The sequence below is a fragment of the Streptomyces sp. NBC_01298 genome, assembly GCF_035978755.1.
Lineage (GTDB): Bacteria > Actinomycetota > Actinomycetes > Streptomycetales > Streptomycetaceae > Streptomyces.
Map to the genome: position 1 here is coordinate 7,450,497 of NZ_CP108414.1, position 25,263 is coordinate 7,475,759.

19 protein-coding genes are annotated in these 25,263 nt (G+C 74.9%); 9 read left to right on the top strand and 10 right to left on the bottom strand.

What is annotated here, in order from left to right; translation table 11 throughout:
• The first annotated feature begins 176 nt into the window (after positions 1-176).
• From OG730_RS33940 to fxsA, 3 genes are all read left to right on the top strand, one after another.
• A complete protein-coding gene (locus OG730_RS33940; protein ID WP_327307807.1) occupies positions 177-1,835 on the top strand; it encodes an amidohydrolase in 1,659 nt (552 codons plus the stop codon).
• A 311-nt stretch (positions 1,836-2,146) separates the two neighbouring features.
• Entirely contained in the window at positions 2,147-2,956 is an 810-nt protein-coding gene (locus OG730_RS33945; protein ID WP_327307808.1) for a polyprenol monophosphomannose synthase, read from the top strand.
• Between the two features lie 122 nt (positions 2,957-3,078).
• Positions 3,079-3,672, top strand: coding sequence for an FxsA family membrane protein (gene fxsA / locus OG730_RS33950; protein WP_327307809.1), 594 nt, complete (start codon positions 3,079-3,081; stop codon positions 3,670-3,672).
• 134 nt (positions 3,673-3,806) lie between these two features.
• On the opposite strand, the gene OG730_RS33955 is transcribed toward fxsA, so the two are convergent.
• The 4 genes from OG730_RS33955 to OG730_RS33970 form a co-directional block, all read right to left on the bottom strand.
• Complete coding sequence (locus tag OG730_RS33955; RefSeq protein ID WP_007262928.1) at positions 3,807-4,181, bottom strand: RNA polymerase-binding protein RbpA; 375 nt, start codon at positions 4,179-4,181, stop codon at positions 3,807-3,809.
• Positions 4,182-4,492: 311 nt separating this feature from the next.
• Positions 4,493-5,887, bottom strand: coding sequence for an MFS transporter (locus OG730_RS33960; RefSeq protein ID WP_327307810.1), 1,395 nt, complete (start codon positions 5,885-5,887; stop codon positions 4,493-4,495).
• A gap of 68 nt (positions 5,888-5,955) precedes the next feature.
• Complete coding sequence (locus OG730_RS33965) at positions 5,956-6,726, bottom strand: glycerophosphodiester phosphodiesterase family protein (RefSeq protein WP_327307811.1); 771 nt, start codon at positions 6,724-6,726, stop codon at positions 5,956-5,958.
• Positions 6,727-6,823: 97 nt separating this feature from the next.
• Positions 6,824-7,444: a hypothetical protein gene (locus OG730_RS33970; protein WP_327307812.1), complete on the bottom strand. Its 621-nt coding sequence runs from the start codon at positions 7,442-7,444 to the stop codon at positions 6,824-6,826.
• 237 nt (positions 7,445-7,681) lie between these two features.
• On the opposite strand from OG730_RS33970, the gene OG730_RS33975 reads away from it, so the two are divergent.
• Positions 7,682-9,184 (top strand): SCO1417 family PLP biosynthesis transcription factor, encoded by a 1,503-nt coding sequence (locus OG730_RS33975; protein ID WP_327307813.1) that lies wholly within the window; start codon positions 7,682-7,684, stop codon positions 9,182-9,184.
• A 31-nt stretch (positions 9,185-9,215) separates the two neighbouring features.
• Here OG730_RS33975 and OG730_RS33980 read toward each other — a convergent pair whose 3' ends face one another.
• Both OG730_RS33980 and OG730_RS33985 read right to left on the bottom strand, forming a co-directional pair.
• Positions 9,216-10,853: a P-loop NTPase family protein gene (locus OG730_RS33980; protein ID WP_327307814.1), complete on the bottom strand. Its 1,638-nt coding sequence runs from the start codon at positions 10,851-10,853 to the stop codon at positions 9,216-9,218.
• Positions 10,854-10,903: 50 nt separating this feature from the next.
• Entirely contained in the window at positions 10,904-11,098 is a 195-nt protein-coding gene (locus OG730_RS33985; RefSeq protein ID WP_007262923.1) for a hypothetical protein, read from the bottom strand.
• A 280-nt stretch (positions 11,099-11,378) separates the two neighbouring features.
• On the opposite strand from OG730_RS33985, the gene OG730_RS33990 reads away from it, so the two are divergent.
• The gene (locus OG730_RS33990) at positions 11,379-11,852 is read left to right on the top strand and encodes an ankyrin repeat domain-containing protein (protein WP_327307815.1); all 474 of its coding nucleotides are present in this window, start codon (positions 11,379-11,381) and stop codon (positions 11,850-11,852) included.
• Between the two features lie 390 nt (positions 11,853-12,242).
• A complete protein-coding gene (locus OG730_RS33995; protein ID WP_327307816.1) occupies positions 12,243-13,649 on the top strand; it encodes a HEAT repeat domain-containing protein in 1,407 nt (468 codons plus the stop codon).
• Positions 13,650-14,198: 549 nt separating this feature from the next.
• Here OG730_RS33995 and OG730_RS34000 read toward each other — a convergent pair.
• The 3 genes from OG730_RS34000 to OG730_RS34010 are packed head-to-tail and all read right to left on the bottom strand — an operon-like array spanning position 14,199 to position 16,512.
• The gene (locus OG730_RS34000) at positions 14,199-15,086 is read right to left on the bottom strand and encodes a 5-oxoprolinase subunit C family protein (protein ID WP_327307817.1); all 888 of its coding nucleotides are present in this window, start codon (positions 15,084-15,086) and stop codon (positions 14,199-14,201) included.
• Positions 15,083-15,715, bottom strand: coding sequence for a 5-oxoprolinase subunit B family protein (locus OG730_RS34005; RefSeq protein ID WP_327307818.1), 633 nt, complete (start codon positions 15,713-15,715; stop codon positions 15,083-15,085). The genes OG730_RS34000 and OG730_RS34005 overlap by 4 nt, the downstream gene beginning before the upstream one ends.
• On the bottom strand, positions 15,712-16,512 hold the full coding sequence (locus OG730_RS34010) for a LamB/YcsF family protein (protein WP_327307819.1): 801 nt from the start codon (positions 16,510-16,512) through the stop codon (positions 15,712-15,714). Before OG730_RS34010 ends, OG730_RS34005 begins: the two co-directional genes overlap by 4 nt.
• A 107-nt stretch (positions 16,513-16,619) precedes the next feature.
• Here OG730_RS34010 and OG730_RS34015 point away from each other — a divergent pair, with 107 nt between their 5' ends.
• The 3 genes from OG730_RS34015 to OG730_RS34025 all read left to right on the top strand — a co-directional run bounded on the left by OG730_RS34015 (position 16,620) and on the right by OG730_RS34025 (position 24,473).
• The gene (locus OG730_RS34015; protein ID WP_327307820.1) at positions 16,620-18,125 is read left to right on the top strand and encodes a hypothetical protein; all 1,506 of its coding nucleotides are present in this window, start codon (positions 16,620-16,622) and stop codon (positions 18,123-18,125) included.
• A 589-nt stretch (positions 18,126-18,714) separates the two neighbouring features.
• Positions 18,715-19,662, top strand: a complete 948-nt coding sequence (locus OG730_RS34020) for a hypothetical protein (RefSeq protein WP_327307821.1) — start codon at positions 18,715-18,717, stop codon at positions 19,660-19,662.
• Positions 19,663-19,730: 68 nt separating this feature from the next.
• Positions 19,731-24,473: a hypothetical protein gene (locus OG730_RS34025; RefSeq protein ID WP_327307822.1), complete on the top strand. Its 4,743-nt coding sequence runs from the start codon at positions 19,731-19,733 to the stop codon at positions 24,471-24,473.
• Between the two features lie 55 nt (positions 24,474-24,528).
• Here OG730_RS34025 and OG730_RS34030 read toward each other — a convergent pair whose 3' ends face one another.
• Complete coding sequence (locus OG730_RS34030; RefSeq protein WP_327307823.1) at positions 24,529-24,987, bottom strand: hypothetical protein; 459 nt, start codon at positions 24,985-24,987, stop codon at positions 24,529-24,531.
• Between the last annotated feature and the right edge of the window lie 276 nt (positions 24,988-25,263).

Genomic DNA, 25,263 nt, shown 5'->3' on the forward strand with positions numbered 1-25,263 from the left:
GCTGGCCCCCGGGAACGGCGCCGCACCCGGCAACGGGGTCCGGGCGCAGCCCGGCTGGGGGTCCCCCCGGACGGAGTCTGGGGGATGGTGGAAGGGCGGGTAGGGGACCTTGCCCCGCAGGGCCCCCACCAGGGCCCGTGTTCCGTGAGGCGAATCGCACCCGCCAGACTGTCGGCATGACAGACCGCACCGCCGACTCCGCCAACGCCGCCGGAGGCACGAGCCCCGCCCCCGCCCCCACCGCCGGAGGCCCCCGCACGGTCCTCCTCCGCGGCGGAGAGGTCCACAGCCCCGCCGATCCCTTCGCCACCGCGATGGTCGTCGAGCGCGGCCACATCGCCTGGGTCGGCTCCGAGGGCGCCGCCGACGCCTTCGCGCAGGGCGTGGACGAGGTCGTCGACCTCGGCGGGGCGCTCGTCACCCCCGCCTTCACCGACGCCCACGTGCACACCACCTCCGCGGGCCTCGCCCTGACCGGCCTGGACCTGTCCGCGGCCGCCTCCCTCGCCGAAGCCCTCCAGCACGTGCGCGCGTACGCCGAGGCCCGCCCCGGCGACCGGGTGCTCCTCGGCCACGGCTGGGACGCCGCCCGCTGGCCCGAGCGCCGCGCACCGCGCCGGCAGGAGCTCGACGAGGCCACCGGCGGCCGCCCGCTCTACCTCAGCCGCATCGACGCGCATTCCGCCGTGGTGACCACGGCCATGCTCCGCCTCGTACCCGAGGCGAGCGCGGCGGCCGACGAACCGCTGACCCGCGATGCCCACCACGTCGTACGCCGCGCCGCGCTCGGCGCCCTCACCCCGGCCCAGCGCGCCGAGGCCCAGCGGGCCGCCCTCGACCGGGCCGCGTCCCTCGGGATCGGCTCCGTCCACGAGTGCGGCGGCCCGGAGATCTCCTCCCCGGAGGACTTCACCGCCCTCCTGGAGCTGGCGCGGACCCACCCGGGCCCGCGGGTCTTCGGCTACTGGGCCGACCGGGACCTCGCCCTCGTCAAGGAACTCGGCGCCGTAGGGGCGGCCGGCGACCTCTTCGTCGACGGGGCCCTCGGCTCGCACACCGCCTGCCTGCACGCCCCGTACGCCGACGCGGAGCACACCGGCACGGACTACCTCGACGCGCGGGCCGTCGCCGAGCACGTCGCCGCCTGCACCGAGGCGGGCCTCCAGGCGGGCTTCCACGCCATCGGGGACGCCGCGATCACCGCCGTGGTCACCGGGGTCCGGGCAGCCGCCGACAAGGTCGGCCTGGACCGCGTCCGCGCCGCCCGGCACCGCGTCGAGCACGCCGAGATGATGACCCCGGCCACCATCGCCGCCTTCGCGGAGCTCGGCCTCACGGCCTCCGTGCAGCCCGCCTTCGACGCGCTGTGGGGCGGTGAGCGGGGCATGTACGCCGATCGGCTCGGCGCCGAGCGCGCCCGCACCCTCAACCCGTACGCGGCCATGCTCAAGGCCGGCGTCCCGCTGGCCTTCGGCTCCGACGCCCCGGTCACCCCGCTGGACCCCTGGGGCACCGTCCGGGCGGCCGCCTTCCACCACACGCCGGCCCACCGCATCTCCGCACGGGCGGCCTTCGCCGCCCACACGCGCGGCGGCTGGCGGGCCCTGGGCCGCGACGACGCGGGCATCCTCGTCCCCGGCGCCCCGGCCGACTACGCGGTGTGGGACACGGCCGAACTGGTCGTCCAGGCCCCCGACGACCGGGTTGCCCGCTGGTCCACGGACCCCCGCTCCGGGACCCCCGGACTGCCGGACCTGACCCCCGGCGGGGAGCTGCCGGTCTGCCTGGCGACCGTGGTCGGCGGCCGGGAGGTATTCGTACGGCCACAGGGGTGATGAGGGTGGCCGTGGTTCGGTGAGGGCGGCCGGACCCGGATAGGTTCGGCCGGGTCCACCACCCGGACGTCCGAACCGGACGGAGCCGATCGCTCAGCCGCGCCCGCGCCTCGGGGGCGAGGGAAGGTTTCGCCGCAAGGGTGTCCCCCCTGCTCCGCAAGAGAATTGGGGGCCGGTGGCCTCAGATCGGGGCACCGCGGTCCAGTAGACAACGGTCAGGCGGCCCGCAGCCAGCGGGAGCCGGTCCGGCCCGAAGGACCGCGGGCCCCGATCGCTGTTCTAAAATCATCCTCTGCGACACGACGTACTGGATGTACGAGAACGCAAAAGGGGAATCAGTGAGCGACGGCGGACAGCGAAGCTACGGACCGCTCGGCACAGCCTTGGTGATCATTCCGACCTATAATGAGGCGGAGAACATCGGGCTGATCGTCGGCCGCGTCCGCGCGGCTGTGCCCGCGGCGCACGTCCTGGTCGCGGACGACAACAGTCCGGACGGCACCGGAAAGCTCGCCGACGAGCTGGCGGCGTCGGACGACCAGGTCCACGTCCTGCACCGCAAGGGCAAGGAAGGCCTCGGGGCCGCCTACCTGGCCGGCTTCACCTGGGGCCTGGAGAACGGCTACGGCGTCATCATCGAGATGGACGCCGACGGCTCCCACCAGCCCGAGGAGCTGCCCCGGCTGCTCACCGCCCTGGAGGGCGCCGACCTGGTGCTGGGATCCCGCTGGGTGCCGGGCGGCCGGGTGGTCAACTGGCCCAAGAGCCGCGAGTTCCTCTCCCGGGGCGGATCCACGTACTCCCGGCTGATGCTGGGCGTCCCGATCCGCGACGTGACCGGCGGCTACCGCGCCTTCCGCCGGGAGACCCTCGAGGGCCTGGGCCTGGCCGACGTGGCCTCGGCGGGCTACTGCTTCCAGGTCGATCTGGCCCGGCGGGCCGTGCAGAAGGGCTTCCGCGTCGTCGAGGTGCCCATCACCTTCGTCGAGCGCGAGTTCGGCGACAGCAAGATGAGCAAGGACATCGTGGTGGAGGCCCTCTGGAGGGTCACCCAGTGGGGCATCAAGGAGCACGCCGGCAAGCTCTCGGACAAGCTGACGGGCAAGCCCCGGGGCAAGTAGTCCGCTCCGCTGGTGATCCGCTCCGCCGTTGGTCCGCTCCGGGGCGGTGCGCGCCACCCCTAGGGGATGTCCGGTACCTCCGGCTGAGGACGTCTTTACGCCGGCCCAGGCACACTGGGGATATGACGACCGGAGTTCCGACCTCTACGGCCCCCCGGCGGCGTTCGCCCGCCCGTACGTACCTCCCCCTGGCCATCGTGGCCTGGCTGGTCCTGGAGATCTGGCTGCTCGGCCAGGTCGCCGGAGTGGTCGGCGCCGGCGGTGTCGCCCTGCTGCTCGCGGGCGGCCTGGTGCTGGGTGCGGTGGTCATCAAGCGGGCCGGGCGACGTGCCTTCAAGAACCTGACGGAGACCTTCCAGCAGGCCCAGGAGGGCCGTCAGCCGACTGCGCCGCAGCCCGGCAAGCCCGGCACGGGCAACGGCCTGACCATGCTGGCCGGTCTGCTCCTGATGATGCCGGGCCTGATCTCCGACGCGGCCGGTCTGCTGCTCCTGCTCCCGCCGGTCCGCGCCTGGATCGGCCGCCGGGCCGCCGGCTCCCTGGAGCGGAAGATGGCCTCCGCGCCGGCCGGCTCCTTCGGCGACGCCTTCCAGCAGGCCCGGATCCACTACCCGGACGGCAAGGTCGTCCCGGGCGAGGTCATCCACGGCGAGGTCATCCGCGAGGACGCCCCGAGGCGGCCCGACCACGGCGGCCGGCCGCCGCTGACCCACTGAGCCGCCCCCGCTGAGCCGACAGCCTGAGCCGACAGCCTGGCCAAGACAGCACGAAGCGGAGGGGCCCACCACAGGGTGTGTGGTGGGCCCCTCCGCTTCGTGCTGTCTTACTGCGCCGCTGTGGCGTCCGGCTGTCAGGCGGACTTGCGGCTGTCCCGCGGATGCACGGCAATGTTCATGGCGCCGGAACGAAGGACCGCCAGCCTCTCGGCCAGCACTTCCTCCAGCTCCTCGCGGGTGCGCCGCTCCATGAGCATGTCCCAGTGCGTTCGCGCAGGCTTGCCCTTCTTCTCTTCGGGCCCATCCCCGTCAACCAGGAGTGCCATGGCGCCACACGCCTTGCACTCCCACTCCGGCGGAATTTCTGCCTCAACCGAGAACGGCATCTCAAATCGATGTCCGTTCTGGCATGCGTACTCCACCGCCTGGCGCGGGGCCAGATCGATGCCGCGGTCCGTCTCGTAGCTGGTAACCACGAGCCGCGTACCGCGGAGAGCTCGCTCACTCATGAATCGTGCCTCCCGGGCTTGTCGCCCACAGGACAGGTGTCGCTGTCGTCGTCATCCGGTCAACGTCCGGTCGGCGGTATAGATTCCCGCTCCGGGTCATGCGTCGCCCGTCGTACCGCCCCTTGTTGTACCCACCAGTGCCCGTTTTGTCACATCTGGCAGCAGATGTCACCCAACGTCTTCACTTCATAAGCACGCAGTAACGGTCCGCCTGGCAGGCCAAAGGCGTACACTACCGGCCCTTAGCTTGAACGTCGAAATTCGTTCCGAATTAGCGCGCCCGTAGCCCCTCGGATCCGTTGGATCCCTGGTCAGATCCGCTCGGGTACAGGATTCCCCGCCGCCTCCACCGCGCGCCGCACCGGCACTCGGGCGAGGAGCACGAAACCCAGTGCGAAGAAGACCACCAACGAGATGATCGCGTCCCGGTAACTGCCCGTGACCTGGTACGTCAGCCCGAAAACCAGGGGCCCCACCCAGCTCAGCCCCCGGTCGCTCATCTCGTACGCCGAGAAGTACTCGGCCTCCTTGCCCGCCGGAACCAGGTGCGAGAACAGCGAACGGGACAGCGCCTGACTGCCGCCCAGCACCAGCCCGATCATCGCGGCGAGCGCGAAGAACCACACCGGGGTCCGGGCCGGCAGGAAGTACCCGGCGGCCAGCGTCACGCCCCAGGCCACCAGCGATCCGAGAATCGTCCGCTTGGCGCCGTACCGGACGGCCAGCCGGCCCATCCCCAGCGCACCCGCCACCGCCAGGATCTGCACCAGCAGAACGGCCACGATCAGCGTGGACTGCTCCAGCTCCAGCTCCTCGGAGCCGTAGACGGAGGCCTGGGAGATCACGGTCTGCACGCCGTCGTTGTAGATCAGGTACGCCAGCAGGAACGACAGGGTCAGCGGATAGCGCCGCATGTCCTTCAGCGTGGCCACGAGCTGCTTCCAGCCGCTGACCGGCGGACCCTCCCCGGGCTCCCGGACCACGGCCCGGTCCCGGAGCCGGCGCAGCGGCACGATCGTGAAGGCGCCCCACCAGAGCCCCGCCGAGGCCAGGCAGATCCGTACGGCCTCGCCCTCGGTGAGCCCGAAGGAGTCGTGGCCCTGGTAGAGCACCAGGTTCAGTACGAGCACGAAGGCGCCCGAGGTGTACCCGAAGGCCCAGCCGCGCGAGGAGACGGTGTCCCGCTCCTGCGGGGTGGAGATCTGCGGCAGATAGGAGTTGTAGACCACCACGGAGCACGACAGCGAGGCGTTCGCGACGATCAGCAGCAGTCCGCCGAGCAGGTACCGGTCGCCGCTCAGGAAGAACATCCCGGCGGTGGCCGTCGCGCCCGTGTACGCGGCCGCCGCCAGCAGCGGCTTCTTGCGGCCGCTCCGGTCGGCCAGGGCGCCCACCAGCGGCATGATCAGGACGGCGACGATCACCGAGGCCGACACGGTGTACGCGAAGTAGGAGCCCGCCCGCACCGGGATGCCCAGCGGGTGGACGTAGCCGTCGGAGTCGGCGGCGGCCTTGGCCACCGCCGTCAGGTACGGCCCGAGGAACACCGTGAGCACGCTCGTCGAGTAGACCGAGCTGGCGAAGTCGTAGAAGTACCAGCCGTGCTGTTCGCGCTTGCGCGCCGCCGCCGCGGCCTTGGCCCCGGCGGCGTCCGGTCCGCCGTCCCCGGCCCCCGGTTCCGCGTCTTCCGTCGTCTGCGCACTCATTGGTGCCCCCTTGCTGGTCCCCGTACCGCTTCGGCCGCCGTCACCGGGCGCGCAGCCGTTCGGGCCGGTCAGGCCCAGGCTCCGCGCCGGTCCAGCACCGTGCGCAAGATGTCGATCCGGTCGGTCATGATGCCATCGACTCCGAGGTCCAGGAGAGCCTCCATGCGTTCCGGTTCGTTCACGGTCCACACGTGCACCTGGAGCCCCCGCTCGTGGGCGGCCCGCACGAACCTGCGGTCCACCACGCGGATGCCCGCCTGGGTCTCCGGCACCTGCGCCGCCACCGCGCCCGCGCGCAGCGCCGCGGGGATCGCGAGCGACCGCAGCCGCAGCCCGAGCACCCCCGCGACCCCGTACGAGGTCGCCAGCCGGGGGCCGGCGATCTTCTGGGCCCGGGCGACCCGGCGCTCGGAGAAGGAGCCCACGCACACCCGGTCCCAGACCCCGGTCCGGGCGATCAGGCCGACCAGCGGGTGCACGGCGGACTCGTCCTTGATGTCCACGTTCCACCGGGCGTCCGGGAATTCCTCCAGCAGGTCCTCGAAGAGCGCGAGGGGCTCGCTCCCGGCGGCCCGGACCTCGCGGATCCGGCTCCACGGCAGCTCCCGGATGCGGCCCTGCCCGTCGGTGATCCGGTCCAGGGTGGCGTCGTGGAAGGCGACCAGTTTCCCGTCGGCGCTGGCGTGCACATCGGTCTCGAAGTACCGGTAGCCCGCGGCGGCGGCCCGCCGGAAGGCCGCGGCGGTGTTCTCCAGCCCGTCCGCGGCCCCGCCGCGGTGCGCGAAGGGGATGGGACCGGGGTGGTCGAGGTAAGGGTGGGGGAGGCGTCCGTGTGTCACCGCGGCAGTATGCCCGCTGCTCGCGCCGGCGCGGGAGCACCCCCGGTTGCCGGTGGGTGAACGGCCGCCGGGGCCGGTGGGGCGGTGGGCCGCCGGGTCAGCTCCCCGGCATGCGCGGCCCGAGGCCGGAGGACACGTACGCGGCAGGGTCCCGCGGGTCGTACCCCGGCATGCGCGGTCCGAGGCCGGAGGACACGTACGCGGCACGGGCCCGCGGGTCGTCGTAGCACTCGGCCTCGCCCCGGTGCACGGCCACCAGCGAGTCCGGTCCCCGCCACCAGTCGTCCGCGATCCCCACGACCTCGGGCACCCGCTCGAAGCCGGTCAGGTCGAGGTCGTCCACGGCGTCGCCGGTGAGCCTGGTGACCTGGTTCGCCCACCGGAAGGCGTCGCGGGCCAGCGCCTGCGACTCGATCCACCCCTCCACCGTGGCGTGCAGCGGGGCCCACTGTTCGCCGTAGGCGCCGAACTCGCCGTCCGGAGAGATCAGGAACCCGAAGCTGACCGAGCACCGCGGGAATCCCGCGGGGATCCACCACCCCTCCTCGGCGGAGCCCTCCGGGATGTCGGTGTCCAGGACCTTGGGTCCGCCCTCGAACTGGTGCGAGGGCGGCAGGATCAGGCCGCCCCAGCGCGCCGCGTACGCCTCCGCCCGGTCGATCTCCCGCGCCGGGACGCCGTGGGCGAGCCAGCGCTCCCGGTGGGAGCCGACGTCCACCGGCTCCTGTCGGGCGCACTACACCGCCACGAAGTGGGCGGCGCGCTCGGTCAGGTCCGGGATCCCGCGGGGAAAGAGGTCTAGGGCCACCCTCCGGACGCTACAGGCGGGCCCCGGACCGGGGCCTCCCCTATTTCGCGCGGACCGCTCCGTGGCACCCTGGACCCGGCGGGATCAATCCAATGCCGGCCCCCACGGGTCGGCAGGGGCCAATTCGACGAAGGTGGACCGGACGACATGGCGCAGTGGACCTCGGCTGTCGGTGCCGCACAGCTCGGCCGGCTCATCACCTCCCAGCAGGGCCGGACCGCCCCGCCCGGAGGGCGCAAGCTGCCCGCGTACCGCACGCTCGCCGACGGGATCCGCCTGCTCGTCCTGGAGGGCCGCATCCCCGTCGCCGCCCGGCTCCCCGCCGAGCGGGAACTGGCGGCGTCCCTCTCCGTCAGCCGCACCACCGTCGCCGCCGCCTACGAGGCCCTGCGCGGCGAGGGGTTCCTGGAATCCCGCCGGGGCGCGGGCAGCTGGACCTCCGTGCCCGCCGGCAACCCCATGCCGGCCCGCGGCCTGGAGCCGCTGCCCCCCGAGTCCCTCGGCTCGATGATCGACCTCGGCTGCGCAGCCCTCCCGGCCCCCGAGCCCTGGCTCACCAAGGCCGTCCAGGGCGCCCTGGAGGAACTCCCGCCGTACGCCCACACCCACGGGGACTACCCGGCCGGGCTGCCCGCCCTGCGCCGCATGCTCGCCGACCGCTACACCGAGCGCGGCATCCCGACCATGCCCGAGCAGATCATGGTCACCACGGGAGCGATGGGGGCCATCGACGCCATCTGCAGCCTCTTCGCGGGCCGCGGCGAGCGGATCGCCGTCGAATCCCCGTCCTACGCCAACATCCTCCAGCTGATGCGCGCCGCCGGGGTCCGCCTCGTGCCCGTCGCCATGGGGGAGGGGCTGACGGGCTGGGACATGGACGTCTGGCGCCAGGTCCTGCGCGACTCGGCCCCCCGCCTCGCCTACGTGGTCGCCGACTTCCACAATCCGACCGGCGCCCTGGCCTCCGACGAGCAGCGCCGCGCGATGGTGGAGGCGGCCCGCTCGGCCGGCACCGTCCTCGTCGCCGACGAGACCATGGTCGAGCTCCAGCTCGACCCGACGATGGAGATGCCCCGCCCGGTCTGCTCCTTCGACCCGGCCGGCTCCACCGTCATCACGGTCGGCTCCGCCAGCAAGGCCTTCTGGGCCGGCATGCGCATCGGCTGGGTCCGCGCGGCCCCCGACGTCATCCGCAGCCTGGTGGCCGCCCGCGCCTACGCCGACCTGGGCACGCCCGTGCTGGAACAGCTCGCGGTGGACTGGCTGATGCGCACCGGCGGCTGGGTGCAGGCCGTGGAGATCCGCCGCGACCAGGCCCGGGAGAACCGGGACGCACTGGTGGCGGCGGTCCGCCGGGAGCTGCCGGACTGGGAGTTCCGGGTCCCGCTGGGCGGCCTGACCCTGTGGGCCCGCGCGGGCGGGCTCTCCGGCTCCCGGCTGGCCGAGGTGGGGGAGCGGGTGGGCGTACGGGTCCCCTCAGGACCCCGGTTCGGTGTCGACGGGGCCTTCGAGGGGTACGTCCGGCTCCCCTTCACGGTCGGCGGCCCGGTGGCCGAGGAAGCGGCGGCCCGGCTGGCCGCCGCGGCCCGGCTGGTCGCCACCGGAGCGGGCGGCGGCGGGGCGGAGCCGCCGCGCACCTTCGTCGCGTAGGAGCGGGAACGGGAACGGGAACGGGAAGGACCTACGGGGCGTCCGCCGGGACCTCGGGGATCTCCGAGGCGTCGATCGCCGGGCTCTGGGCCTGGGCGGGCGGCTGCACGATGTGCAGCGGCTTGCCCAGCGTGACGTGGTCCGGGACGGGCTTGGCCGGCGCCTGCCGCTCGGGCAGCAGGTCCAGTACCGCCTGGCGGTGTCCCGGGTGGGTGGCCTCGTCGTACGGGTCCGGCGTGGCCGGGACCTGGAGCCGGTGCACGGGGCCGGCGCCGAGCCGGGCGTACCCGCGCCCCGGCGGCAGTACGGCCGTCGGCGTGGTGTGCGGGGGCAGTCCCAGCACATCGGCGATCTGCTGGATCGAGGCGGCTCCGAGCACCACCCGGGCCCGCGTGTGCTGCCAGACGGAGTCGTTCAGCAGCTCCAGGTGGTCGAACTGCTCGGCCACCACCACGGTGACGTGCGCGGCGCGCCCGTGCCGAAGCGGCACCTGGAGCTGCGCGATCGGGTCGGGGGCGCCCTCGGCGGCGGCCAGGTGGGCCAGCACGCTGGGCCGGTCGAGCAGGATCCACAGCGGGCGCCGGGTGTCCTCGGGCGCGGGCCGGCCGGCTTCGCGGGCCCGGTGGGTGGCGATCAGGCGCCGCTCGGTCTCGCGGGCGGCCCATTCCAGGGTGGCCAGCGCCCCGGCCGGCCCGCACTCCACGGCGAGGACGCCGACGCGGCCGGAGAGGCAGGAGTACTCGCCGGTGCCGCCGCCCTCCACGATCAGTACGTCGCCCCCGTGCCGCAGGGCCTGCAGGGCGACGGAGCGCAGCAGCGTGGACGTACCGCTGCCGGGCTGGCCCACGGCCAGCAGATGGGGTTCGGCGGAGCGGGACCCGGTGCGCCAGATGACCGGCGGCACGTCCCGGGGCTCGTCGCCGTCCAGGACGGGCAGGGTGCGCTGCACGCTGCCGGGGTCGGTGAAGCCGAGCACGGTCTCACCCGGGGAGGTGACGAAAGGCTGGGCGGCGATGCCCGTGGGCAGCGCCGCCAGCACGCTCAGGTCGAGCTGGTTGCCCTCCTCGTCCCAGTCGAAGAGATACTCCCGTCCGCGCCCGGACTTGGCGTGCAGCAGTGCCTCGATCCGGGCCCGTGACGCGGCCTCGCCATCGGTGAAGTAGGCCGGGTAGCGGATGTGGAGCCGGGTGACGCGGCCCGCCTCGTCGAACTCGTAGCCGCTGAAGGCCTTGTCCCACTCCCCGCCGTGGGCGAAGAGGGGGCTGGGGTCCTCCGGGATGGAGAAGTACGGCACGAGGGCTTCGTAGAGGGAGCCGAGCCGCTCGGTCTCGGCATCGCTGGGCCCGGTCTTCACCGGGGTGCGGTCGCGTCCCTGCCAGGCCGCCGCCGCCATGAGGGTGATCAGGGCGGTGAGGGGGCCGTAGGGGACGAGCGCGACCACGAGGACGCAGGCGGCCCCCAGGAACAGCGCGGGACCACGCTTGTCCTTGGGGGTGTCGCACCATTTGCGCCGCCCGGCCGAGGCCAGGACGCGCAGTCCGCGTCCGATGGTGAGGAGCGGATGGAGGACGTCCGTGGCGCTGTCGGCGGCCGTGCGAGCGAAGTCGCGGCCCCGGGTCAGCGACACGGTGCCGCTGCTGAGGATGCGGGGAAGTGGGCGCCGGGCCACGGGCGTCTCCTGGAGTTGTGGAAGCTTCGGGTGGGTGCCGGGGCCGGGCGCTAGAGCTTGATCCCGCCGAGAAGGCTCGCGAGGCTCGCCGTGCTCGCCGTGATGCTGGGGGCGATGGCCGAGCCGGCGAGGAAGAAGCCGAAGAGTGCGCACACGAACGCGTGCGTCAGCTTCATGCCGTCCTTCTTGAAGAACAGGAAGCAGATGATGCCGAGCAGGACGACACCTGAGATGGACAGGACCATGAGTCAGTTCTCCTGGTGGGTGGGGACAGTCACCATCAGTTCTTCCAGGCTCACAGGAAGTATCAATGCGATAAAAGGTGCATACGGGTGAATCCAGCAATTTTTCACTTGACCGGCCCATCCCGAGTGGCGCGCCTGGCGGGTTGGGGGCAGGGGGGCCGCAAGGTGATCATTGCCTCGGCCCGCGCCTCTCATGTGCAGGTCCGGGCGCTACTCTGGCGCTTCACCCGTACGGACGCAGTGCCGTGCGCAGCCCTGCCCGTGAAAGGCGGTACGACCGATGAGTGAGCACGTCGAGAACGGCTCCCAGGACTCCCGGGCTCCCCAAGCCCCCCAGGCCTCCCAGGACTCTCCGGGCGTTCCCCCCGGCGTTCCCGACGAGGACGTCATCGAGCTGGCCACCAAGATCTTCGACCTCGCCCGCAGGGGTGAGACCGAGGCCCTCGCCGCGTACGTCGACGCGGGCGTCCCGGCGAACCTCACCAACGACCGCGGCGACACCCTCGTCATGCTCGCCGCCTACCACGGCCACGCCGAAGCCGTCACGGCCCTGCTGGCCCGCGGAGCCGAGGCCGACCGCGCCAACGACCGCGGCCAGACCCCGCTCGCCGGCGCCGTCTTCAAGGGCGAGGAGGCCGTCATCCGCGCCCTGCTCGCCGGCGGAGCAGACCCGAAGGCCGGAACGCCCTCCGCGGTGGACACGGCCCGCATGTTCGCCAAGGCCGACCTGCTGGAACTTTTCGGAGCCAAGTAGTCCGCTTCTGATCGGTCCCCCACCCGGCCCCCACCCGGCCCCTGCCCGGCCCCTGGCCGGTTCCCGGCCGGTTCTTCGGCCGGTCCAGACCTCACGGGTTGGTCACGGCGGCCTTAAATGTGGTCGCGGCGCACAAACCGCCTGGGTCATCATGGCGTCGGATTCGATTCGCGGACAGGACGGACGGGCAGGAGCGGGCAGGACACAACGGGTGTCCGACCCCCACTCCTGCCGGGGGACCGCCGCCCTGGCCGAGAAGCACCGACGAGAGTGAGAAGGCAATGGTCTACATCGAGCGGAACCTGACGGCGGACGTCCTCACAAGCTGTTACGCGGCCCTGTGAATTCCGATTCCCGGTTGCGTCCCCAGCTTGATTTGAGGCCATTCCCATGTTCGAACCAGTCATAGCGCCGAGCGGCACCCTGCTCGGTCTCCTCCAGCGCGGCCGCGGCGACGGCACGCTGCACGCACTCGCGGCGCCCAGGGCCGAGGCCCTCGCGGCGCTCAACCACTGCGTGGCCGGCGATCCGCGCCAGGACTGGCAGGTCGAGAACCGCTCCCTGTACTACGCACGCCTGTACCTGGATCTCGACGGCCCCCTGGGCGAGATCGAGGCCCACCTCTTCAGCGTCGATGACCTGCTCGACGAGGACGACCACCGCACGGGCCTCGCCCTGTCCGTCCTGGGCCACCTGGCCTCGTACGGCCGTGACGACGCGCTCATGCTGCTGCGCCGGTACGCCGCCACGGGTGCCAACTGGGCCTGGGCCCTCGACGAGCTCGCCCTGCGCGACGACGACGAGGGACTGCGGTCACTGGCCGCCCCCGTCCTCGCCCGCTTCCCCGCCACCCCCGAGGGGGAGGCGCTGCTCGCCGCCGCCGTCCGCGACGCCTACGAGCCCAGGCCCTGGTGCCTGTGGGAAGAGGCGGCGCAGCCCAACGAGTACGCCGAGCGGCTGCGCGCCGCCCGCCAACAGGGCTCCTTCGACCGCTGGCAGCGCCAGCTCACCCCGCGCGGCCCCCAGCCCGGCTGGGGCGTCCAGGCCGTCTTCGACTGGGCCGCCGACGGACTGCGCCGGGGCACCCCCCTGCACGTCCCGGCCGCGCGCTGCCTCGCCGCCGTGGCCACCCCCGAGGACCGCTCCGCGATCCTGGCGGCCGCCGCCGGCGCGTCCGGCGAGGCCGCCCGCGCCACCGCGCTGCACCACCTGGTCCTCGCCGAGCCGGAGAACCCGGCCGTACTGGACCTCATCGAAGCCGCCGGCGACGAGCCGGCCGTAGCCGCCTACGAGCGCATGTGCGGCCCCGCCGCCGTCGAACGGGCCCGGCGCTGGGTCCAGCGGCCCGACGCCCTCGGAACGGCCGCTGCGACCCTCCTGGCCGCCCGGGGCGGAGCAGGCGACACCGCCCTCGTCCTCGGAGCCCTCCGCTCCACCGTCCGCGGCTCCGGCCCGGACTCGACGCCCCTCTTCACCCTGGTCGACGGAGCCGGCCGGCTCCGCATCGCCTGCGCCGCGCCCGTCCTGCGCCACATCTACCGCGAGACGGCCTCCTCCGCCCTCCGCGGCCGCGCCGCCCGCGCCCTGGCGGCGACGGACCCTTCCTTCGCGGCGGGCTTCGCCGTCGAATGCCTCTGGGACTGCGAGGAGACCACCCGGGAGGTGGCCGCCCGCCACGCCGAAACGGCCGACGCCCGAGTGGCCCCGCGCCTGCGCCGCCTGGCGGCGGACCCGGCGGAAGAAGAAGACGTCCAGTCGGCGGTCCGCAGCCGCATAACCCCGGAGTCGACGGTGTAACCCCCGCCCGCCAGCCCGGCGGGCCACGGCCCACCCGAGGCCGGCCCACCGCCCACACCCCTGCGGGGCTGCGCCCATCACCCCGGAGCGGCTGCCACGTGCAGCCCCGCCGGGGTGTGGCATTTCAGCCGTCCGGCGTTTGAGGACCGGGGTCTGGGGCGGAGCCCCAGGGGGTCCGGGCGCAGCCCGGCACCCCTTTCCCAGCCCGTCCGGCGCTTGAGGACCGGGCCAGGGCAGAGCCCTGGGAACGGTGGAACCGGGGGTCCCCCCGGACGGAGTCTGGGGGAGGGTAGGGGAACTCCGCCCCGCGCAGCGGCAAAGGGTCGCAGCGGGGTACTCCGCCCCGCGCAGCGGCAAGGCAAAGGGTCGCAGCGGGGAACTCCGCCCGCGCAGCGGAAAGGGCCGCAGCGGGGGACTCCGCGCAGCGGCAACCCCGGCCCCGGGCAGGAGCAGCCCCGAGCCCGCCGGCCCCGGCCGAGCCGCCGCAGGAGGACCCCGGGGGCCCCCGGGCGGGCACCCCACCAGACGGGCCCCGGACGGGCACACCCGTCAGCGACGGACGAACCGCACCGCACCCCCCGGCCCCACCTGCGCCGCCGCATCGAGCGCGGACCCCACGACGACCCCGACCACGGGATACCCCCCGGTCACGGGATGATCGGCGAGGAACACCACCGGCTGCCCGTCCGGCGGCACCTGCACCGCCCCCAGCACCATCCCCTCACTGGGCAGCTCCCGCCGTCCACTGTGCACCCCACCCCCCGCCCGCACCAGCCCCGGCCCCTCCATACGCAGCCCGATGCGGTTCGAGGCGGCCGAGACCCGGTACGTCGCCCGCAGCAGCCGCCCCGTCACCGACTCGGCCGTGAACCAGTCGGCCCGCGGCCCCAGCCGCAGCGGAAGCACCAGCTCCGAAGGCGGACCCGGCGCCGCCAGACCATCCACCCCGGCCACCGGGTCCGGATCCGGACCCGGCGCGCCCACCGGCAGCAGCGCCCCCGCCGCCAGGACCGGCGGTCCGAGGCCCGACAGCAGATCGGTCGAGCGACTGCCCAGCACCGGCTCGACCGCGAAACCTCCCCGCACCGCGACGTAGCCGCGCACGCCCGACTCCGCCCGGCCCACCTCCAGCTCCTCCCCGGCGCGCAGCAGAACGGGCGCGCCCCAGGCCGCCGGGCGCCCGCAGACCCGTACCGCACACGGCGCCCCGGTCACCGCCACCGTCACCGCCCCGCCCACCGCCCGCAGTCCCACGCCGTCCAGGGTCGTCTCCAGGACGGCCGCCCCGGGCGGATTGCCGAGCAGCCGGTTCGCCAGCCCCCGCGCCCCCCTGTCGAGGGCCCCCGACCGGGGGACGCCGAGGTGGGCGTACCCGGGCCGCCCCAGGTCCTGGACGGTGGTCAGCGCGCCCGCCCGTACGACCTCCAGCCCCCTCACAGCGCGGCCCCCGCCCCGGCCGGGGCGAACCGCACCCGCGCCCCGGGCACGAACAGCGCCGCCGGCTCGCGCGCCGGGTCCCAGAGCACCGCGTCGGTGGACCCGATCAGCTGCCAGCCGCCGGGGGAGGAGCGCGGGTAGACCCCCGCGTACTCGCCCGCCAGGGCCAGCGAGCCCGCCGGTACCGCCGTACGGGGCGTCGCGCGCCGGGGCAGATGGAGCCGGGCGGGGAGCCCCGTGAGGTAGCCGAAGCCCGGGGCGAAGCCGCAGAACGCCACCCGGAAGGTGATCGCGCCGACGATCCCGGGCACCTCGCCGGGGGCCACCCCCCACAGCCCGGCCACAGCCGCCAGGTCCGGGCCGTCGTAGCGCACGGCGACCGTCACCGGGGGCGGCCCGTCGGCCGGGGCGAGCGGGGGGACCCGCCAGCGGGCGATCCGGGCCGCGAGGGCGCGCGGCTCCCGTACCCCGTCCAGCAGGACGGTCCGCGCCGCCGGCACGATCTCCCGTACGCCGCCCAGCTCGCCCGCGTCCCGGCGCCGCAGCAGCTCCGCGTGGAGCGCGGCCACCTCCTCGGCGGAGTCCACCTCCAGCAGCAGTGCTTCGGCGCCGGCCTCCAGCGCCCTCATGCGAAGGCCTCCACCCGGACCCCGGCCCCGCCGAGCGCCCCGCGCACGCGCAGGGCCAGCTCCGCGGCGCCCGGGGTGTCCCCGTGCAGGCACAGGGAGCGGGCGGCCACCGGGATCCGGGAACCGTCGGCGGCGGTCACCACGTGCCCCGCGGCCATGTCCACCGCGCGGGCCACCACCGCGTCCGGGTCGTGGACCACGGCGCCCGGCTCGGCACGCGGCACGAGGGTGCCCGCGGGGGTGTAGGCGCGGTCGGCGAAGGCCTCCGGGACGGTCCGCAGCCCGGCGCGCCCGGCGGCGGCCAGCAGCAGGGAACCGGGCAGCCCGAGCACCGGGAGCCCGCCGGGACCGGCCGCGAGCAGCACGCCGGCCACCACGGCGCCGGCCTGGTCCTCGTCGCGGACGGTGCGGTTGTAGAGCGCGCCGTGCGGTTTCACGTACGACACCCGGGACCCGGCCGCCCGCGCGAAGACCTCCAGCGCCCCGATCTGGTAGGCCACCTCGTCGGCCAGCTCACCGGCCGGCACGTCCATCGAGCGGCGGCCGAAGCCCGCGAGGTCCCGGTACGAGACCTGCGCGCCGATCCGTACCCCGCGCGCGGCCGCCAGCTCGCAGACGCGGCGCATGATGGACGGGTCTCCGGCGTGGAAGCCGCAGGCGACGTTGGCGCTCGTGACGACGGACAGCAGGGCCTCGTCGTCGGTCAGTGTCCACCGCCCGAAGCCTTCGCCGAGGTCGGCGTTGAGATCGATCACGGGTCCGGCCGCCGGGGTGCCCGGCGTGATCATGGAAGCCATGCGGTGAGCGTAGAACAGGGTGCGGGCCGCGCTCCCGCCGACGGCGGGGGGAACGGGCGAACCATCCCGTTTGGGATGTTGTCAGGGTCAGCGCCTAGTCTTTGCCCGTGACTCTCCCTGCCCCGGCGAAGACCCTTCCCTCCCCGGCGTCGGGCCCGGCCGCCGACGAGGGCCTGGCCCGGCGGCTGCGCGCGCTCGCCTGCACCGCCCCGCTCCACGACCTCGACGTGCGCAAGGCCAATCTGGCCGGCGAGTACGGGGTCTACGCGATGGCGGAGGTCGCGCTCGCCGCGATCGACCTGGTCACGCTCAACATGGACTTCGACACCGGCGCGGACCACGAGCAGATAGTGGCTCGCCTGCTGCCGCGCGTCGCCGCCCAGGCCCCGGCGCGCCCCGCGGCCGAGCACGAGCGGGTGGCCCGCTGGGTGCTGGAGAACCTGATCAACGTCGGCAGCGTGGACCGCGGATTCCGCGCGATCTACGGCACGTTCGGCCCGGACGGGGTGTACGTCCGCCGCGACTACGACTTCAAGCTCATCGAGGAAGTCCCGGGCTACGGCGGCGCGGTGTACCTGCGCACGACGGACGAGGCCGTCAACGTCCTGGTCGGCGCCCTCGACACGGACGTCACCAGCGCGCAGATCGCCGCCGAGGTCAAGCTGGAGGTCCTGATCAGCCGGGGCCGGCTCGCCGACGCCCAACTCGCCGCCGAGCAGGCCCGCTACCGCACCGTCCAGTACGCCGAGACCCTGCGCCGCACGCTCGACGCGACCCGGCGCAACGTCCGGGCCGTGGACTGGCTGGTCACCGTCCCCGACATGATCGCGGAGGCCCTCGATCACGTCGCCGACCGCTACCGGCACGAGAACGCGATCCTGACCAACATCCGCAAGGCCCGCGACGAGGCGGAGGAGCCCGACAACAAGCGGCGCGCCGCCGAGCTCGTCGACATCGTCAAGGACTGCATCCGCCGGCACACCCAGCTCCAGTCCCGGCTCCTGGACGCCGGACCGCTCTTCCGCGCCGAACAGGACCGCCAGGCCTTCGCCGCCCCCGCGCCGCGCTCCGGGATCGACCTCTACGGGCAACTGGTGGCCCCCACGCTGCCGCTCCCGGTCGCCCAGGCCATCCGCGTGACGGACGCCTTCTTCGCGTCGGGCTCGGGCCTGCGCACCCCCGTCTCGGTCCGCGTCGCCGACCTGGTGGAGATCCTCCTCACCCCGCCGGTGGAGCGTGAGCACCTCGGTCTGGAAATGCCCGAGCCGGACCTGATCGCCACTCCGGACGACAGCCGTTTCAGCGAGGAGCAGCTCGCCGCCGCGATGGCACTCCTCGAACTCCCGCACGACGCCCCGCGCCGCCTGTCCGGCCTCCTGGCGGAGGCCCGCCGCTCCGACCCGGACCTGCCCTACCTGGTCGCCCTGCTGGCCGTCCACGCGGCGAGCCCGGCGGTGGGCACGGCCTACCGCCAGGGCGAGGAGCGCCTCCTCTTCGCCGTCGACGACGGCACGGAACTCGAAGACCCCGAATTCGGCGGCGCGGACCTGATCGTCGGCACCGCCCTCCTGGACGCGGCAGCCATGACGGCGGACCGCACGGAGGCGGCATGACCTTGCCCTGTCCCCGGCCGGCCGACGCCCCGTGCCCCCGCGGAGCCGTCCGCGACGGAGCTGCGCGCTACGGAGCGGCCGCATGCGGAGTGGCCCGGTACGGAGTGGCCGCATGCGGAGCTGCCCGGTACGCAGTGGCGGCCGTCGGCGGGAGGGCTCCTGAGGCTCGTCGCCCCGGACCCGACCGGGCCCCGGCCGCGAATGTCGTCCAGTGCCCGGGTGTCCCGTCCCCGACCCGGGCGACGCCCCCTGTCACCGGGGCGGAGCCCCTGGTGGTGCCGTCCCACCCGGGGGTGTGGGGGCTTGCCCCTGCTTTCGGGAAGGGGCGGGGTGGGGGAAGAGCCGTCCCCGCCGCCCCCGCGACTGGCCCCGCTGCCGCTGCCGCTGCCGCTGCCGCTGCCGCCGGCTCTGGCTCCGGCTCCGGTCCCGCGGACGGGCCCGCCTGGCCCGCGTCCGCCGGCGCCGGCCCTGCCGCGGTGCGGCCCGCGCACGTCGGCCCGCGAGCCGCCAGGCCGCACAACGCCCGCGCCGGGCGTACCGGTAGCAGCACCCGCCACCCCCGCACCCGTACCACCGAGGAGATCCACCCGTGAGCGACCACCACGCCGAGCGGCACCCCGCGTGGAGCGAGCCAGCCGCACACGAGGCCCCGGCCCCGACCCCGACCCCGGCCCCCGTACAGGCTCACGGGCCCGCCCAGGGCCCGGCCACCACCCCGGTCACCCCGGCGGACGCCGCGGACGCGGCCCGGCTCGTCGCGTTCGGGCTCCAGCCCAAACTGCTGCCCGCTCGCGACGCCGAGTACGCCGAACTGCTGCGCCGCTACCGCGAGGACCCCGCCTTCGCCCGGCTCGCGGACGCCGTCGCCACCGGCCTCGGCCTCGTCGTCCTGGAGGTGTCCTCCCGCGCCGGCATGGCCGTGGCCGCCGGTGAGGACTCCGTCTTCGCCGTCCGCATGGGCGACTACGCCCGCCGCACCACCGCCGACTCCGCGGACCGCTTCCTGCACGGGCTCGCCCACCTCGCCGTGGCGGCCCTGGCCTTCCCCCGCCCCGAGGACCTCGCCGACGACGGCTACATCGGCCGGATCACCGTCAACGGCGTCGACGCCTTCGTCCGGCAGACCTGCCGCCGCCTGGAGGAGCGCGCCGAGGAACTCGGCGAGAACACCGACCCGGCCTCCGACGCCCCCGGCCTGGAGGCCGCCTGGCGGGTCTACGCCCGCCGCAGCGCGACCGGCGCCACCAAGGACGCCCGCCGGCTGGCCGGTTCCACCACCGGCATCGTCGGCAAGGCCGCCGCCTTCCTCACCGACTCCGGCTTCCTCCAGCGCACCGGGGACGACGCCGGAGGCACGTACCGCACCACCCCCCGCTACCAGCTCCAGGTCCGCGACATGGCGGGCAGCGCGGCCATGGCCGAACTCCTCGACCTGGGCGTCGTCGCCGTCAGCGACGGCTCCGCCAGCCTCCTGCCGCCGCCCGAGGGCGACGACCTCGAGCTCGCCGCCGACGCGGGCCTGCCCTTCCACAACTGAAACGCCCCGGCACTCACCCGCCACCCCGTCCCCGTACGACCTACGAAAGACCACGAGAGTCCGCCGCCATGTACGAGCTGTCCCGGATCCGCCTCTACTCCATCGGGCCCGCCGGCGCGCGCTACGCCGACACCGTGCTCGACCTGCGCGGAGTGGGCGAGCCGGTACCCCATCCGGCGCCCGCCCAGGCGGAGTTCTTCGAGGACGAGCCCACCGGACCGCCGCGCCGCCCCGCGCCCGCCGGCGTGCTCTTCCTGGAGAACGGCGGCGGCAAGTCCGTCCTGCTCAAGCTGATCTTCTCGGTCATGCTGCCCGGCCACCGCAACACCCTGGGCGGCGCCAGTTCCGGCGTCCTGCGCAAGTTCCTGCTGGCCGACGACTGCGGCCACGTGGCATTGGAATGGCAGCACACCCAGACCGGCGAGTGCGTGGTCGTCGGCAAGGTCAGCGAGTGGCGCGGGCGCCAAGTCTCCAACGACCCGCGCAAGTTCGCGGAGGCCTGGTACTCCTTCCGCCCCGGCCCGGGCCTGAGTCTGGACAACCTCCCGGTGGCCGAGGCCACTTCGGTGCGCCCGCCGGTGGAAGGCGTCTCCGGCGCCCAGGGGCGGCGCCGCACGATGAAGGGCTTCCGCGACGCCCTGACCGAGGCCGGCAAGGCGTACCCGCACCTGGAGGTGTACTTCGAGGAGATCCACGACCGCTGGAACGAGCACCTCACCGAGGTCGGCCTCGACCCCGAACTCTTCCGCTACCAGCGCGAGATGAACGCCGACGAGGGTGAGGCCGCCGGCCTCTTCGCGGTCAAGAAGGACTCCGACTTCACCGACCTCCTGCTGCGCGCCGTCACCGACACCCGGGACACGGACGGCCTCGCCGACCTCGTCCACGGCTTCGGCAACAAGCTCGGCCGCCGCGCCGAGCTGATGGCCGAACGGGAGTTCACCGCGGGCTCCGTAGACCTCCTCAACAAGATCGTCGAAGCCGCCGGGACCCGCTCCCGGCTGCGCGATGTCCACGCCGGCGCCGAACGCCGTACGCGCACCCTCGCCCGCCGCCTGTCCGCCCGCGCCGGCGAGGAGCGCGGCCGCGCCGCCGACCTCGCGCAGCGCGTCACCGGCGCCGCCCACCAGGTCACCGCTGCCGAGTCCGCGCGCGCCCGCAGCGCCGCCGTCTCGGCCGAACTCGCCTACCGGCACGCCTCGCTGGCCCTGACCGTCGCCGACAAGGCCGCCGCCGCGCAGCGCCGCGAGCTCCTCGAAGCCCGCACCCTGCACTCCGCCTGGCAGGCCGCCGAGCACGTGCTGCGCCACCGCTCCGCCGCCGACCGCTCCGCCCGGGTCGCCGCCGCGATCCTGGAGGCCGAGCGGGACGCCGCCCCGGCGCTCGCCGCCCGGGCCACCGCCGCCACCGAGCTCGTACGGGCCCTGCACGCCGCCGCCGAGCAGGGGGAGCGGGCCGCCAACGAGGAGGAGGAGCGTTCCGCCGTCCTCCAGGAGACCGGCGAGTCCTCCCACCGCGCCGCCACCGCCGCCGCCACGGCCGCCCAGCGGGCCCGCAGCGAGGCCGAGCACCTGCGCGCCCGCCTCGCCGAGGTCCAGCAGGAGACCGCCGAGGCCGTCCGGGCCGGCTGGCTCGACGACTCCGCCCCCGACGCCGACCCGGCCCGCGCCGCCCTGGCCGCCGCCGACGCGGAGAAGACGGCCGTGGCCGCCTGGGACGAGTCCCGGGAGGCGGCTCGTACCGCCGCCGAGGCCGCCCGCGAGGCCGCCGCGGCGGAATCCCGCGCGGAACTCACCGCCGCCCGCGCGGCGGACGCCGCGGACGCCGCCGAGGCCGCCCACGACGCCGAGCACCGGGCCGCCGCGTCCCTCGCCGGAGCCCCGCGCCTGGCCGCCCTCCTGGGAGCCCCGTCGGCACCCGGCACCGCGGACCCGTCCCCGCGCGCCGACGACGCCCCGGCGTCCGGGCGGGCCGACGGCGCTACGCCTCCCGGCGGTTCCGGGGCCGACGCCTCCGGGCGGGGCTCCGCCGGAAGCCCGCCCGCGGGCCGGCACGACACGTCCGGCGCCACCGGCTGGCTCACCGCCGAAGACCTCGACCGGGGCGCCGACGAGCTGCGCACCCTGCTCACCGACGCGGTCGCGGCCGCCGAACGCCAGCTCTTCGACCTGCGCACCGCCGCCGCCGACGACTCCCGCATCCTCGGCGCCCTCGGCGACGGCGGCCTGCTGCCGCCGGGCCCCGACGTCCTCGCGACCGTCGAGTTCCTCGGTGAGCACGGCATCCCGGCCCTCCCGGGCTGGCGCTACCTCGCCCAGTCCGTGGACCCGGCCGACCACGCCGCCGTCCTCGCCGCCCGCCCCGAACTCGTCGACGGCGTGGTCATCACCGACCCCGACACCCACTCCCGGGCCCGCGAGGTCCTCTCCGGCGCCGCGCTGCTGCCCCGCTCCACCGTCGCCGTCGGCACCGCGGCGGCCCTGCTGGCGCCGGTTCCCGCGGGCGGCGACGCCACCGGGTCCGGGATCTACGGCATTTTCATCGTTACGCCGAACCCGGCCATGCACGACGAGCACGCCGCCGACGAGGAGCGCCAGGCGCTGCGCGCCCGGGCCGCCGCCCGCGACACCGAGATCCGCGAGCTCGCCGCCCGCCTGTCCGGCGACCGCGAGCTCGCCGCCCGGCTGCGTTCCTGGCGCACCGGCTGCCCGCCCGGCCGCCTCGCCGAGCTCGCGGAGCAGGCCGCCGCCGCCCGCGGCTTCGCCGAGGAGACCGACGCCGAGCTCGCGGAGGCCCGTACCGTCCGCGCCGAGGCAGACGAGGCCGCCGCCGACGCCGCCCGGGTCCGCGACGAGCGCCAGGACACCGCCCAGCGCGCCCGCCGGGTCGCGGACGCCCTCGCCGGCCTCGCCTACCGGCTGCGCGAGCGCGCCGGCTGGCAGACCAAGCTGCGCGAACTCGCCGACGACGCCGCCGAGTCCGAGGCCCGCGCCGAGGTCTGCCTCGACCGGGCCCGGGCCGCCGACGAGGACCGCCGCGCCGCCCAGCGCGCCGCCGACGACGCCCGCCGCACCGCCCGCGCCCTGCGCGCCGAGCGTGCCGAGATCGCCGGAGCCCCCGATCCGCTGCCCGAGTCCCCCGCAGGGAACGGGGCCACGGCCAAGGCGCCGCTCCCGGCCCTCCGCGAGGCCTACCGCGCCGCCTCCCAGCTCTACGAGAAGGTCGGCGTCGGCGCCGACCTGCGCTCCGAACAGGCCCGCGCCGAGAGCGACGAGTCCGTGGCCCTCGCCGAACTGGACCGCCTCACCAACAAGGTCCGTACCCGCGCCGCCCAGCTCCTCGAAGGCACCGACGGAGCCGACGGCCCCTCCCGGCAGGCCGCGGCCGCCCGCGCCGAAGCCCTCGTACAGATGCTGGAGACCCGCGCCTCCACCGCGAGCGAGCAGCTCGGCCGGCTCCGTGGCGAGGCCGAACGGCACGCCCCCGCCGAGGGCGAGGCGCACACCGAGCTGCCCGAGGAGCTGATCCCCGACAACGTCGAGGACGCCCAGGCCAGGCTCCGCACCGCCACCGCCCAACTCGCCGCCCACACCGGCGCCGTGGAGTCCGCCCGCGCGGCCCACGCCGACCTGCTGCGCGCCCACCGCACCGCCGAGGAGGGCGCGGGAGGCTTCGACGAGACCGCCGCCATGCTCCGCGACCTCCTGCGGGACCACACCCACCAGGAGGACGAGCAGGAGCCGGTGGCCCACCCCGGCAGCCTGGAGGAGGGCCGCCAGTCGGCCACCGAGGCCCGCCGTTCGCTACGGGCCTGCGCCGCCGACCTGTCGGCCGCCGAGGCCGCCGTCCGCGAGGCGAGCGACATCCTGGTCCGGCACGCCAACGCCAACCGCTACGAGCAGGTGCGCACCCCCGCGCGCCAGCAGATCCGCGAACTGCCCGCCTCCGCCCTGCCCGAGCACGCGGCCGCCTGGGCCGTCGCCTTCGCCCCCCGGCTGCGCGTCCTCACCGACGAGCTGGCGCAGCTGGAGCGCAACCGGGACAGCATCGTGGACCGGCTGCGCGGCCTCGTGGAATCGGCCCTGGCCACCCTGCGCTCCGCCCAGCGGCTCTCCCAGCTCCCCGAGGGCCTGGGGGAGTGGTCGGGCCAGGAGTTCCTGCGCATCCGCTTCGAGGAGCCCGACCAGGCCACCCTCACCGAGCGGCTCGGCGAGGTCATCGACGAGGCGACCCGCGGCGCCCTGAAGAAGAACAGCACCGCCACCTTCGGCGAGGGCCGCCGCGACGGCATGTCCCTGCTGCTGCACGGGGTCTCGGCGGCGCTGGAACCCAAGGGCATCGCGGTGGAGATCCTCAAGCCCGACGCGGTGCTCCGCGCCGAGCGGGTCCCGGTGGGCCAGATGGGCGACGTGTTCTCGGGCGGCCAGCTCCTCACCGCCGCGATCGCGCTCTACTGCACGATGGCGGCGCTGCGCAGCAACGACCGGGGCCGCGACAAGCACCGGCACGCGGGCACGCTCTTCCTCGACAACCCGATCGGGCGCGCGAACGCCACGTACCTGCTGGAACTCCAGCGGGCCGTCTCGGACGCGCTCGGCGTCCAGCTGCTGTACACCACGGGCCTGTTCGACACCACGGCCCTCGCCGAGTTCCCCCTGGTCATCCGGCTGCGCAACGACGCCGACCTGCGCGCGGGGCTCAAGTACATCAGCGTCGAGGAGCACCTGCGCCCGGGCCTGCCCCAGCAGTTCACGGACGGGGAGACGATCCACGGCGAGATCACGGCGACCCGCATGTACCGCCGCAGCTAGGCCGTCTCCTTCGGATCTCGCCGGGCCCGCGCCCCCTGGCCCTGCCGCGCGCGCCTCAGCCCCGCCCGGTGCCCGTGGGCGGCGGCCAGATGCCCGTCGCCTCGCCCCGCACCGGTATGCGGGGCGGCAGCGGCGGCGCCGAGCGGGCCTCCCGGCGCGCCCTGCGGCGCTCGCGGCGCCGGCCCCGCGCCGTGCTGCTGGGCTCCGAGAGGACTCCGTACCGCTGGTTCCACGCCTGCCGGGTGATCAGTACGTCGAGCACGCCCCAGGTGGCCACCACGGTCCCCGCTATCGCGCCCAGCGACAGCGGAAGGGCCAGCCAGGAGCCGGTGACCGTCAGGAAGAAGGCGATCGTCGCCGCCGTCAGCGTGACGGCGACGATCAGCACCGCCCGCACGGCGGACCTCCGCACCGGGTCCGGCATCCGCCGCTGCCCCGCGGGCTGGTCCACCCACAGCGTCTGCCCCCGCCCGCCTCCGGACCCCGCGCCGTCGTCCTCGTACCTCTTCGCCATGGTCGGCTCCCTGCCCTCTCCGCGGCCGCTCATGCCCGCCCCGAACAGGTAGACGCACGAAGGGCCCGAGAGATTCCCGGATCCCGGACCCGCCGGAGGCCCCGAAGTGTCGCGGAACGAAGAATTCCAGCCATCCATTCCACTACGGGAACCGAGGCCCCACGGAGTGTCATGTGCCACATATCGGGCCGCACTTCCCCGGAACTATCGGACAACTCGTGATCTTCGCCCAGGGGTCAGGCCGAAAACGTCCGGACAGGTCTTCGAAGGTTCCCT

Coding starts and splice junctions, on each gene's coding strand:
- OG730_RS34025 (WP_327307822.1), top strand. CDS start 19,731: ATGTACGAGCTGTCCCGGATCCGCCTCTACTCCATCGGGCCCGCCGGC.
- OG730_RS33940 (WP_327307807.1), top strand. CDS start 177: ATGACAGACCGCACCGCCGACTCCGCCAACGCCGCCGGAGGCACGAGC.
- OG730_RS33990 (WP_327307815.1), top strand. CDS start 11,379: ATGAGTGAGCACGTCGAGAACGGCTCCCAGGACTCCCGGGCTCCCCAA.
- OG730_RS33985 (WP_007262923.1), bottom strand. CDS start 11,098: ATGGTCCTGTCCATCTCAGGTGTCGTCCTGCTCGGCATCATCTGCTTC.
- OG730_RS33995 (WP_327307816.1), top strand. CDS start 12,243: ATGTTCGAACCAGTCATAGCGCCGAGCGGCACCCTGCTCGGTCTCCTC.
- OG730_RS33945 (WP_327307808.1), top strand. CDS start 2,147: ATGTACGAGAACGCAAAAGGGGAATCAGTGAGCGACGGCGGACAGCGA.
- OG730_RS34005 (WP_327307818.1), bottom strand. CDS start 15,715: ATGAGGGCGCTGGAGGCCGGCGCCGAAGCACTGCTGCTGGAGGTGGAC.
- OG730_RS33955 (WP_007262928.1), bottom strand. CDS start 4,181: ATGAGTGAGCGAGCTCTCCGCGGTACGCGGCTCGTGGTTACCAGCTAC.
- OG730_RS34010 (WP_327307819.1), bottom strand. CDS start 16,512: ATGGCTTCCATGATCACGCCGGGCACCCCGGCGGCCGGACCCGTGATC.
- OG730_RS34030 (WP_327307823.1), bottom strand. CDS start 24,987: ATGGCGAAGAGGTACGAGGACGACGGCGCGGGGTCCGGAGGCGGGCGG.
- OG730_RS33975 (WP_327307813.1), top strand. CDS start 7,682: ATGGCGCAGTGGACCTCGGCTGTCGGTGCCGCACAGCTCGGCCGGCTC.
- OG730_RS33960 (WP_327307810.1), bottom strand. CDS start 5,887: ATGAGTGCGCAGACGACGGAAGACGCGGAACCGGGGGCCGGGGACGGC.
- fxsA (WP_327307809.1), top strand. CDS start 3,079: ATGACGACCGGAGTTCCGACCTCTACGGCCCCCCGGCGGCGTTCGCCC.